Source organism: Bradyrhizobium pachyrhizi (genome assembly GCF_029714545.1).
Classification (GTDB): Bacteria; Pseudomonadota; Alphaproteobacteria; order Rhizobiales; family Xanthobacteraceae; genus Bradyrhizobium; species Bradyrhizobium pachyrhizi.
The window spans coordinates 5627035-5639247 of the sequence record NZ_CP121667.1 but is presented as its reverse complement, the minus strand read 5'-3'; the positions used below and the strand labels follow the sequence as shown (position 1 = coordinate 5639247).

Sequence of the window (12213 nt, the reverse complement as noted above, 5' to 3'; positions counted from 1 at the left end):
CACTGCGGATGAAAGCGCCACTTATAGGGCGTGGGAACTGCATTTATTACCATAAGTGAGCAATCGGCGCGATCCTGCGCCATGCCCTTGGAATCTGGCCCGGACGCGCCCGGAGGGGCGCCGTCCGGGCAAGTCTCGAACCAGGACAGGAGTGTCACGATGCCCTTCCAGATCACGATCAATGGGACCAGTCATTCGGTCGATGCCGACGGCGACACGCCGCTGCTCTGGGTGTTGCGCGACGTGCTGGGCATGACCGGCACCAAGTTCGGCTGCGGCATGGCGCTGTGCGGCGCCTGCACGGTGCATCTCGACGACACCGCGGTGCGCTCCTGCATCACGACCATCGACAGCATCGGCGACTCCAGGATCACGACCATCGAGGTGGTCGGCAAAACGCCGGCGGGCAAGAAGATCCAGGATGCCTGGCTCGCGCATGAGGTGCCGCAATGCGGCTACTGCCAGTCGGGGCAGATCATGTCGGCGTCCGCGCTGCTCGCGGGCAAGCCGAAGCCGACCGATGCCGATATCGATGAAGCGATGTCAGGCAATATCTGCCGCTGCGGCACCTATGTGCGCATTCGCGAAGCCATCAAGCAAGCCGCGCAGTCGGGAGGTTGAGCCATGACGCTGATCGACAATCTGTCCGAGCGCGCCGCCGACCTGTCGCGGCGCAACTTCCTTCGCGCCGGCGCGATCGCGGGCGGCGGCCTGCTGCTCAGCGTGAGCCTGCCGTTCGCGAGCCGCGAGAGCGAGGCGGCGGCCTCCGACGGCTTCGCGCCGAACGCCTTTGTCCGGATCGGCGGCGACGGCAAGGTCGTGCTGACCATGCCTTATGTCGAGATGGGGCAGGGCACCTACACCTCGATCCCGATGCTGATCGCCGAAGAGCTAGAGATCGGCCTGACGCAGGTCCGGCTCGAACACGCGCCGCCGAGCGACAAGCTCTACGCCAACCCGCTGCTCGGCGTGCAGGCCACCGGCAATTCGAACGCAATGCGCGGCGCCTGGCAGCCGATGCGGAAGGCCGGCGCGACCGCGAAGGCGATGCTGGTCGCGGCCGCGGCGAAGCGCTGGAACGTCGAGCCTGGGACATGCCGCGCCGAGAACGGCGAGGTGCATCATGCAGCCTCGGGACGCAAGCTGGGTTACGGTGAACTGGCGACTGACGCGGCGCAGATGCCAGTGCCGGAGAATGTCACGCTGAAGAGCCCGTCCGAGTTCAAGCTGATCGGCACGCCGGCCAAGCGGCTCGATACGCCCTCCAAGATCAACGGCGCGGCGGTCTACGGCATCGACGCGCGGCCGCCCGGGGTGAAGGTCGCGACGCTGGCGCAGTCGCCGGTGTTCGGCGGGCGGGTGAAGCGCGTCGATGATGCGGCGGCAAAAGCCGTCAAGGGCGTGCGCCAGATCGTGACGCTCGACGACGCAGTCGCGGTGGTGGCCGACCACATGGGGGCGGCGAAGAAAGGTCTGGCGGCGCTCACGATCGAGTGGGACGAGGGCCCCCACGCGAAGCTCGCCACATCGGATATCGCGCGCGAGCTCGAAGCCGCCACCACGAAGCCGGGCGCGGTCGCGCAAAATATTGGCGACGCCGACAAGGCGATGGCGGGCGCAGCGACGAAAGTCGAGGCGACCTATCAACTGCCGTTCCTCGCCCATGCGACGATGGAGCCGATGAACTGCACCGTGCATGTGCGTTCCGACGGTTGCGAGATCTGGGTCGGCAGCCAGGCGCTCTCGCGTGCGCAGGCGGTAGCCGCAAAGGTGCTGAACATGGCGCCGGAGAAGGTGGTGGTGCACAATCATCTGCTCGGCGGCGGCTTTGGCCGCAGGCTCGAGGTCGATGGTGTCATCCGCGCCGTGCAGATCGCCAAGCAGGTCGATGCGCCGGTCAAGGTGGTGTGGACCCGCGAGGAGGACATCCAGCACGACATGTACCGGCCCTACTGGTGCGACCGGATTGCGGTCGGCCTCGATGCATCCGGCAAGCCGGTCGCCTGGAACAACCGCTTCGCCGGCTCGTCGGTGCTGGCGCGATGGGCGCCGCCGGCGTTCCGCAACGGGCTCGACCCCGACACGACCGAGGGCGCGATCGATCTCGTCTACGACATCCCCAACTTCCACGTCGAATATGTCCGGGTCGAGCCGCCGGGCATTCCGACCGCGTTCTGGCGCAGCGTCGGGCCCTCGCACAACGTGTTCGTCACCGAAAGCGTGATCGACGAGCTGGCGGCGGCGGCGAAGCAGGATCCGGTCGACTACCGCCGCGCGCTGCTCGGCAAGTCGCCGCGCGCCAAGGCGGCGCTCGAGCTCGCGGCGGCCAAGGCCGGCTGGGGCGGCAAGCTGCCGGCCGGGCGCGGACGCGGCGTGTCGCTGCAATTCGTGTTCGGCAGCTACCTCGCGCAGGTCGCCGAGGTTGAGGTCGCCAAGGACGGTTCGGTCCGTGTCCACCGCGTCGCCTGCGCGATGGATTGCGGCACCGTGGTCAATCCCGACACGGTGCAGGCGCAGCTGCAGAGCGGCATCAATTTCGGCGTCACCGCGGCGCTCTACGGCGAGATCACGCTCAAGGATGGCCGCGTCGAGCAGAGCAATTTCGACAGCTACCAGATGCTGCGCATCGATCAGGCGCCGGCGATCGAGGTCCATATCGTCCCGAGCACCGAGCCGCCCGGCGGCATGGGCGAGACCGGAACCTCGGGCATCGTGCCGGCGATCAGCAACGCGATCTTCGCGGCGACCGGCAAGCGGCTGCGCAAGATGCCGGTCGATCCGGCGCTGTTGAAGCAGACCTAGGGGCGAGTGAGAGCTCCCCCGGGTGCTGGCGCGATCGTGAAGCCGGACGGATTTGCGCCGTGCGCTGATCCGTGCGAGAAGCGGGCATGCATCTGAGGCGGCTCGCCAATCTCTGGATTCTGCTGCTCGTCGCGGCCGAGCTGTTGCTCGCGCCCGTGGCGCCGGCATTTGCCCGGACGATGCCGGATGCCTCGGCCGCTGCGATGCAGGCGATGCCGGACGATCACGCCATGTCTGGACAGGCGATGTCCGAGCAGCCGACGGCCGACGACATGCCGTGCTGTCCGGAGCAGGGCAAGAGCAAGGGCTGCGACGACTGCCCGTTCCTCGCGCTCTGCATGTTGAGCGTTTCGCTGCCGGTGCCCGCCGGCGCCATGTCGCTGATCGAGCGCGATCCGCTGCGCAGCCGCATCGCCGCCCATGACGACCGTCTGCTCGACGGCCTTGGTGCCAAACCTCCCGATCATCCGCCTCGAACCAACGTCTGACGGGCGCGCCAGCGCCTGATCGCTGACGCGTGCGCCAATGGCGCGCGTGCCTTTGCATGCCGCTCACGCGGTTCATCAGACGTATCGAGGATCATAACGATGAAGACTTTCCACCTGGCGCGCGCCACTGCCGCCGCGCTGATCGGCGTTGCCGTGACGGGCATGTCTGCCCACGCCGAGATCAAGAACTACGAATTCCAGCTCGTGCAGCCGACCGTCAAGGCGGGTGCCGATCGCATCGTCACGGTGCGGCTGGTCGACAAGACGAGCGGGAAAGCCGTGCCCGACGCGGTCATCTTCTCGACCCGGCTCGACATGGCGCCCGACGGCATGCAGGAGATGGCTACCAAGGTGACGCCGATGCCGGGCACCGAAGCCGGCACCTACCGGTTCAAGGCGACCTTCGGCATGGCCGGCCGCTGGCAATTGTCGCTCGGCGCCAAGGTGCAGGGCGAGACCGGCGCGGTCGAGAACAAGCTCGTCGTCACGGCCGAGCAATGAGCCGCCGGGCAATGGGCGCCTTGACATGGGCCGGCGCTGCCGCTGCGATCGCCGCAGCGGCAGGCGCCGCATGGATCGGCCGCAACCTGCCGCCGCGGCCAGTGACCGCTGCCATCGTCTCCGCCGCGCGGGCGGCGGAGACTGCCGCGCCGATCTACTACCGCGATCCCGACGGCAAGTCGTTCTATTCGGCGACACCGAAGAAGACGCCTGACGGGCGCGACTTTCTGCCGGTGTTTGCTGATGACGATGGCGGTGCAGGCGGGCCCGGGCAATCGGCAGACGTGAGCGCGCCTGCCGCGAAAGGCGAGCGCAAGGTCAAATATTATCGCAATCCCATGGGACTTCCCGATACCTCGCCGGTGCCGAAGAAGGACTCCATGGGGATGGATTACATCGCCGTCTATGACGGCGATGACAGCGACGACGGGTCGATCACGCTGTCGCCCGGCAGGATCCAGCGCAGCGGCGTCAAGTCCGAGCCTGCGCAGATGCGCCGCATTCGCACGCTGGTCCGCGCACCCGGCACGATCCAGCTCGACGAACGGCGGGTGTCGGTGATTGCAATGCGCGCCGAGAGCTACGTGCAGAAAGTCGCCGACGTCACGACCGGCAGCCGGGTGACCAAGGGCCAGCCGTTGATGGAGATCTACAGCCCGGCAATATCGTCCGCTGCGGCCGAATATGTCGCGACCATCACGTCGAAGGCGACTGCCAACATCGAGCCCTACGGACGCGGCTCCAAGCAGCGGCTGACCAATCTCGACGTTCCCGAACCGGTTATCGTCGAGATGGAGAAGAGCCGAACGGTTCCGATCGCGATCCAGTGGCTGTCACCGCGCGACGGCATCGTGCTGCAGCGCGCCGCCATCGAGGGCATGCGCGCGCAGCCCGGCGACGTGCTGTTCCGGATTGCCGACGTCTCTGTCGTGTGGGCATTGGTCGACGTTGCCGAGCGCGATCTCGGCAATATCGTGGTCGGGCAGAACGTGACCGTACGCGCACGCAGCTATCCCGGCCGCAGTTTCGTCGGCCGGATCAGCGTGATCTATCCGCAGGTCAACAAGGAGACGCGCACCGCGCGGGTGCGGATCGAATTGCAGAATGCCGACCTCGCACTGCTGCCGGACATGTATGTCGACGCAGAGATCGACACCGGCGGCGCGGCGTCGGTACTTACGGTAGCTGATAATTCCATCCTCGACACCGGAAGCCGCCAGAGCGTGCTGATCGACCGCGGCAACGGGCGGTTCGAGCCGCGCGAGGTCAAGCTCGGGCGGCGCGGCGAGGGCTATGTCGAAATCCGCGACGGCATCGCCGAGGGCGACGCGGTCGTGACCTCCGCGACGTTTCTGATCGATGCCGAAAGCAACCTGAAGGCGGCCATCAAGGGCTTCGCCGAGGCCGGTGCTGCGCAGGCGGGCGAGGGCGACAAGACGGGGGAGCGGCGATGATTGCCCGTGTCATCGCCTGGTCGGCGCGCAACCTGCTGCTGGTGCTGTTCGGCACCGGCTTTGCGGCAGCCGCGGGCCTCTACGCGCTGCTGCATCTGCCGCTCGATGCGATCCCCGATCTCTCCGACACCCAGGTCATCGTCTACACCGAATATCCCGGCCAGGCGCCGCAGGTGATCGAGGACCAGGTCACCTATCCCCTGACCACGGCGATGCTGACGGTGCCGAAGTCGAAGGTCGTGCGCGGCTTCTCGTTCTTCGGCGTCTCCTTCGTCTATGTCATCTTCGAGGACGGCACGGATATCTACTGGGCGCGCTCGCGCGTGCTCGAATTCCTCAATGGTGCGGCGTCGCGGCTGCCGGCCGGTGTCTCGCCGACCATCGGGCCCGATGCGACCGGGGTCGGCTGGGTCTACCAGTATGCCGTGATGTCGAAAGAGCTGAACCTTGCGGACACCCGCACGATCCAGGACTGGAACCTGAAATTCGCGCTTGCGCGGGCGGAAGGCGTGGCCGAGGTCGCGAGCGTCGGCGGCTTCGTCAAGCAGTACAATGTGATCCTCGATCCGCAGCGGATGCGCGACCGCGGCATCACCATGCAACGGATGCGCGATGCAATTCGCGCCAGCAACGCCGATGTCGGCGGCCGCACCGTCGAGCTCTCCGAGTTCGAATATGTCATCCGCGGCAAGGGCTATCTGAAGGACATCAACGATCTCGGCAACATCGTGCTGAAGACCGACAGCGGCACGCCGGTGCTGCTGCGCGATGTCGCCCGCGTCGAGCTCGGCCCCGACGAGCGGCGCGGCATCGCTGAACTGAACGGCGAGGGCGAGGTGGCGAGCGGCATCGTGCTGCAACGCTTCGGCGTCAACGCGCTCGACGTGATCGAGAACGTCAAGAAGCGTTTCAAGGAGATCGCGACCAGCCTGCCGAAATCGGTCGAGATCGTGCCGGTCTACGACCGCTCCAATCTGATCTATGCGGCGATCGACACGCTGAAGCGCACGCTGCTGGAGGAGAGCGCGGTGGTCGCGCTGGTCTGCATCCTGTTCCTGCTGCATGTCCGCAGCGCGCTGGTCGCGATCCTGATGCTGCCGGTCGGCGTCTTGATGGCGTTCGGCGCGATGAAGCTGCTCGGCATCGGCTCCAACATCATGAGTCTCGGCGGCATCGCGATCGCGATCGGCGCCATGATCGATGCGGCGATCGTGATGATCGAGAACGCGCACAAGCACCTGGAACGCGCCGAGCCCGGCCGGCCGCGGGTCGCGATCCTGATCGAGGCCGCGGCGGAGGTGGGGCCGGCGTTGTTCTTCAGCCTGCTCATCATCACCGTGTCCTTCATGCCGATCCTCACGCTGGAATCGCAGGAGGGGCGGCTGTTCTCGCCGCTCGCCTTCACCAAGACGTTCGCGATGGCGGCGGCGGCGCTGTTGTCGGTGACGCTGGTGCCGGCGCTGATGGTGATCTTCGTCCGCGGCAGGATCGTCCCCGAGCACAGAAATCCGATCAATCGCTTTCTGATCTGGATCTACCGTCCGGTCATCAACGGCGTGTTGCGGGCGAAGACGCTGGTGATCGTGCTCGCGCTCGGCGCCGTCGCCGTCTCGATCTGGCCGGCGCGGCAGCTCGGCACCGAGTTCATGCCCGACCTCAATGAGGGCACGCTGCTCTATATGCCGACCACGCTGCCGGGGATTTCGGTGACCAAGGCGGCCGAGCTGTTGCAGATGCAGGACCGCATCATCCGCAGCTTTCCGGAGGTCGCTTCGGTCTACGGCAAGGCTGGCCGCGCCGCGACCGCAACCGATCCGGCGCCGTCGGAGATGTTCGAGACCGTCATCAACCTGAAGCCGAAAGCGCAATGGCGCGCCGGCCTCACACTCGACCGCCTGATCGCGGAGATGGACAAGGCGCTGCAATTTCCCGGCGTCTCCAACGCCTGGACCATGCCGATCAAGGCGCGCATCGACATGCTCTCGACAGGGATCAGGACGCCGGTCGGCGTCAAGGTGATCGGTCCCGATCTCGCCGTGATCGACAAGCTCGCCCGACAGGTCGAGCAGGTGGTGCGGGGCGTGCCCGGCACCTCGTCGGCCTATGCCGAGCGCAGCCTCGGCGGCTACTACCTCGAGATCACGCCGAACCGTGAGGCCTTGTCGCGCTACGGCATCGCGGTGCAGGACGTGCAGGACACCATCGCGACCGCGCTCGGCGGCCAGAGCGTGACGACGACGGTCGAGGGACGCCAGCGCTTCACCGTCAACATGCGCTATCCGCGCGATTTGCGCGACAATCCAGGCGCGATCGCCAGCGACATCCTGGTGCCGATGCCGGCGGGCGGCGCGGTGCCGCTCGGCGAGGTCGCCGACATCAAACCGGCGCGCGGGCCGACCACGATCCGGACCGAGAACGGGCAACTCGCGACCTACATCTATGTCGACATCCGCGATCGCGATCTCGGCGGCTATGTCGCGGACGCGCAGCGCGCGGTGCAGGCCGGCGTGCAGTTTCCGCCTGGAACCTATGTGGTCTGGAGCGGGCAGTACGAATATCTGGAACGCGCCGCCGCGCGGCTCAGGATCGTGGTGCCGGTGACGCTGTCGATCATCTTCCTGCTGCTCTACCTCAATTTCCGCTCGGTGGCGGAGACGATGATCGTGATGCTGTCGCTGCCGTTCGCGCTGGTCGGCGGCTTCTGGCTGATGTGGGCGCTCGGCTTCAACCTGTCGGTTGCGGTCGCGGTCGGCTTCATCGCGCTCGCCGGCGTCGCCGCCGAGACCGGCGTCGTGATGCTGATGTATCTCAACCAGGCGCTGGGCGAGGTCACGGCGCGCCGCGCTGCCGAGGGACGCACGATCGATCGTGACGATCTCAATCGCGCGATCATCGCGGGGGCGGTCGAGCGCGTTCGGCCGAAGATGATGACGGTGGTCGCGATCATGGCCGGGCTGTTGCCGATCATGTGGAGCACCGGCACCGGCTCGGAGATCATGCAGCGCATCGCGGTGCCGATGATCGGCGGCATGATCTCGTCGACCTTGCTGACGCTGATCGTGATTCCCGCGATCTTCGCCGTCGTGAAGGGCATCAAGATAAAAGCGGAAGTGTCGGTACGCGAAGTTGCTTCCTGTGCCGCACGCCGTGAGGCAAGGATGTGATGGAAACATGACGTCGGTTCGTGGAGTCAAACCGGATTGAATGATACCCTGAGGGGGTATATAGCTGATGGCGGTTTGCGGCAGGCTGATTTGCGGTTAGCTTGCGGGTGGTTGGAGACGCGAGGCGGGTGTTGGTGCGATTGACGAGGGCAGGGCGGGTGCGGGCAGGATGTTCCATCATCCTGGCCTATCTGTTTTGCGTGCTCGCGCCGTCCTTCGCACTCGCATTCGGGGCGCCGTTTCCGTGCCTGACCGATGAGGTGCAGCCCGACGCCGTGGCGCATGTGCATGCGGCGTCGATGCCGATGGCGCCTGCCGAAGGCGTCGCGCACGATCATGCCGCCCACGATCATGGCGGCATGCATATGCATCACGCAGCCGATGATGCTGCGCCGCCTGCGAAGCACAGCCACGACGGCAAGAATGCGCCGGGGCCGTGCTGCGCGTTGATGTGTGTATCGGCGCTGCCGGCTGATCTTCCAATCGTCGCAACCCCCTTGCACCCGATCGCCACGCGCCTTTCCGAGGTTCATCAGAGCCTGCGGAGCGAGGCGCCGGCGCGGCTCTATCGTCCCCCCATCGCCTGATCTTTCGTTGACATCGTGGCTGCGCCGCGCGCTCGCGTCCGCATGCCGGTGATTCATTGCTGATCGGGACAGATCCATGTTTTCGCATCTCGGGGCGAGGCTCGCCGCCGTGGCCACCAGGCTTGGCAACAGGCTGGGCCGGCGCCCGCCATCGATATTCTTGTCGCGGATGGCCACGGTCATCCTCACATCTGCGCCGCTCGCCGGCTGCATGGCCGACGGTCGGCCGGTCGCCGTCGCAGGCGATCCGGCAAATCCGGCGGCGGGGACGGCCGGCGTCGGCTACCGCTCGACGATCGCGCCCTACAGCAGCCTGCGTCCGTCGACGCCGCTGCCCTGGCGAGAGCGCAATGACGGCGTGACGCCGCCGGCCAATTCGAAGTCGGATCGGTAGGAGGGCGCCATGCGATATCTGGCCATCACGCCGATCCTGCTGCTGACATCCGCGCTCGCGGGATGCGCGTCGTTCTCGCCCGACACCGGCATGGGCGTCGTCTCCGAGGTGACCGAGCAGGCGATCGGCAAGGACGTCGCCTTCGTTCGCAGCACAGACGCGGCCGCGACCGTCGACGCCGCGGTGAAACGGCTGCTCGCGCGCAATTTGACGGCGGATGCAGCCGTGCAGGTTGCGCTCTTGAACAACAAGGGGCTGCAGGCCGCCTATAACGAGCTGGCGCTGGCGGAGACCGACTACGTCGCCGAGAGCCTGCCGCCGAACCCGACCTTCTCGGTCTCCCGCATCGCCGGCAACGGCGCCAGCGAGCTCGAGCGGCAGGTGGTCGGCGACATCCTGGCGCTCGCGACCGTCCCGGCCCGCTCCGAGATCGCGCGCGAGCGCTTCCGCCAGGCGCAGCTCAAGGCCGCACTCGCTACCTTGCGGCTTGCCGCCGAGGTGCGGCGCAGCCACGTCGCGGCGGTGGCCGCGAACGAGACGGTCGCGCTGCTGACGGATGCGAAGGCGACCGCGGAGTCGACCGCGCAGCTCGCCAAAAAGCTCGGCGAGACCGGCGGCATGAACAAGCTCGACCAGGCCCGCGAGCAGGTGTTCTACGCCGAGATCACCGCCGACCTCGCCAGCGCGCGGCAGAATGCGGCGAGTTCGCGCGAACGGCTGGCGCGTCTGCTCGGATTGTGGGACGGCGATCTCGGCTTCCGGATTCCGGACCGGCTGCCGCCGCTGCCCAAGCGGCCGCTGCAGCAGCCGTCGATCGAGATCGCCGCGGTCGGCCATCGCGTCGACCTGCAGATCGCGCGGATGGAAATCGTCGCGCTCGCCAAGGCGCTCGATCTCACCGAGGCGACGCGTTTCGTCACGCTGCTCGACGTCGCCGGCATCGACAAGCGGACGCACGATCCCGAAGCTCCGCCGTTCAGGGAGCGCGGCTTCGACGTCCAGTTCCAGATTCCGATCTTCGACGGCGGCGAGGTGCGAGTACGCCAGGCGGCGGAGACCTACCGCCAGGCGATGAACCGCCTGACCGAGAAGGCGATCAACGTCCGTTCCGAGGCGCGCGACGCCTACCGCGTCTACCGCTCGACCTACGACATCGCGCGCCATTACCAGCGCGAGGTGCTGCCGTTGCGGCAGATCATCACCGAGGAGATGCAGCTGCGCTTCTCCAGCATGCAGGTCGACGTGTTCGCGCTTCTGACCGAAGCGCGGCAGCGGCTGGCCTCGCTGCGCGCGGCGATCGACGCCAGGCGCGACTTCCTTCTGGCGCAATCCGAGCTGCAGACCGCGATCAACGGCGGCGGCTCGGCCGGCGCAGCATCGACACCGTCTTCCATCGCCTCGGCCGCGCAGCCCGCGGCCGGCGGCGGTCACTGAATGGAGCAGCACATGTTTTCTCGACGAGGATTTCTGGGCAGCGCGGCGCTGGTCACGGCAAGCGCGGTCAGCGGCCGCGTCCAGGCCGCCGCCATTCCCGAAGCGCCGACCATGGACAAGGTGGTGATGCAGCCGCCGCTGCATCCCACCAGCGGGCCGGACTACCGGCCGGTGGCCACGCTCAACGGCTGGTCGCTGCCGTGGCGGATGAACGGCGACTGGAAGGAATTCCATCTCGTCGCCGAGCCCGTGGTGCGCGAATTCGCCGACGGCATGAAGGCCAATCTCTGGGGCTATAACGGCCAGGCTCCGGGACCGACCATCGAGGCGGTCGAGGGCGACAAGGTCCGCATCTTCGTCACCAACAGACTGCCGGAGCACACCACGGTGCACTGGCACGGCATGATCGTGCCGTCAGGCATGGACGGCGTCGGCGGGCTTAACCAGCCGCACATCAAGCCGGGCAAGACCTTCGTCTACGAGTTCGAGATGAAGCACAGCGGGACCTTCATGTACCACCCGCATTCCGACGAGATGGTGCAGATGGCGATGGGCATGATGGGCATGTTCATCGTGCACCCGCGCGATCCGGCGTTCCGTGCCGTCGACCGCGACTTCGTCTTCATCATGAGCAGCTACCTCATCGACCCCGGCACCTATCTGCCGAAGGTCAATGAGATGACCGACTTCAACATGTGGACCTGGAACAGCCGCGTCTATCCCGGCATCGATCCGATGCCGATCCGGCTCGGCGACAGGATCCGCGTGCGGATCGGCAACCTGACCATGACCAACCATCCGATCCATGTGCACGGGCACAATTTCGCGGTGACCTGCACCGACGGCGGCTGGGTGCCGGAGAGCGCGCAGTATCCAGAGACCACGACCGACGTGCCGGTCGGCGCGGTCAGGGCGTTCGACATGCTCGCCGACAATCCGGGCGACTGGGCGTTCCACTGCCACAAGTCGCACCACACGATGAATGCGATGGGCCACGACGTCAGAAATTTCATCGGCGTGTCGCGCCAGGATCTGGCCAAGGCGGTCGGCAAGCTCGCGCCCGACGCCATGGTGATGGGATCGACCGGCATGGCGATGGGCAACATGGAGATGCCCGCGCCCGACAACACGCTGCCGATGATGACCGGAACCGGGCAGTTCGGGCCGATCGAGATGGGCGGCATGTTCACGGTGATGAAGATCCGCGAGGGGCTCGGCCGCGACGATTACGCCGACCCCGGACCGTACAAATATCCGCCGGGCACGGTTGCCTATGAGGTCGAGGCGCCCGCCGCCGAGCCTGCGCGCCAGCCGCCGGCGGCGCCCGGGCAAAAAGCCAAGCCATCGATGAAGGGAATGAAGATGTAGCGGATCCGGCTCACTCACCAA

At 66.8% G+C, this 12213-nt stretch carries 10 protein-coding genes; all 10 read left to right on the top strand.

The annotated features are described in order from the left end of the window. Window positions 1–159: 159 nt before the first annotated feature. The 10 genes from QA639_RS26725 to QA639_RS26680 all read left to right on the top strand — a co-directional run bounded on the left by QA639_RS26725 (window position 160) and on the right by QA639_RS26680 (window position 12192). Entirely contained in the window at window positions 160–621 is a 462-nt protein-coding gene (locus QA639_RS26725; protein ID WP_283087675.1) for a (2Fe-2S)-binding protein, read from the top strand. Between the two features lie 3 nt (window positions 622–624). Then, complete coding sequence (locus tag QA639_RS26720; RefSeq protein ID WP_283087674.1) at window positions 625–2802, top strand: xanthine dehydrogenase family protein molybdopterin-binding subunit; 2178 nt, start codon at window positions 625–627, stop codon at window positions 2800–2802. Between the two features lie 86 nt (window positions 2803–2888). Next, entirely contained in the window at window positions 2889–3290 is a 402-nt protein-coding gene (locus tag QA639_RS26715; protein WP_283087673.1) for a hypothetical protein, read from the top strand. 99 nt (window positions 3291–3389) lie between these two features. Continuing rightward, entirely contained in the window at window positions 3390–3791 is a 402-nt protein-coding gene (locus QA639_RS26710; RefSeq protein ID WP_157346277.1) for a FixH family protein, read from the top strand. Window positions 3792–3802: 11 nt separating this feature from the next. Further along, window positions 3803–5245: an efflux RND transporter periplasmic adaptor subunit gene (locus QA639_RS26705; RefSeq protein WP_283087672.1), complete on the top strand. Its 1443-nt coding sequence runs from the start codon at window positions 3803–3805 to the stop codon at window positions 5243–5245. Then, complete coding sequence (locus tag QA639_RS26700) at window positions 5242–8409, top strand: efflux RND transporter permease subunit (RefSeq protein WP_283087671.1); 3168 nt, start codon at window positions 5242–5244, stop codon at window positions 8407–8409. Before QA639_RS26705 ends, QA639_RS26700 begins: the two co-directional genes overlap by 4 nt. A gap of 140 nt (window positions 8410–8549) precedes the next feature. Continuing rightward, the gene (locus QA639_RS26695; protein ID WP_428841188.1) at window positions 8550–8996 is read left to right on the top strand and encodes a hypothetical protein; all 447 of its coding nucleotides are present in this window, start codon (window positions 8550–8552) and stop codon (window positions 8994–8996) included. Between the two features lie 76 nt (window positions 8997–9072). Continuing rightward, complete coding sequence (locus QA639_RS26690; protein WP_283087669.1) at window positions 9073–9390, top strand: hypothetical protein; 318 nt, start codon at window positions 9073–9075, stop codon at window positions 9388–9390. 9 nt (window positions 9391–9399) lie between these two features. After that, window positions 9400–10824 carry a TolC family protein gene (locus QA639_RS26685; protein WP_028335353.1) on the top strand — a complete coding sequence of 475 codons (1425 nt, stop codon included), beginning with the start codon at window positions 9400–9402 and terminating at the stop codon, window positions 10822–10824. 12 nt (window positions 10825–10836) lie between these two features. Then, a complete protein-coding gene (locus tag QA639_RS26680) occupies window positions 10837–12192 on the top strand; it encodes a multicopper oxidase family protein (protein WP_283087668.1) in 1356 nt (451 codons plus the stop codon). Window positions 12193–12213 lie beyond the last annotated feature (21 nt).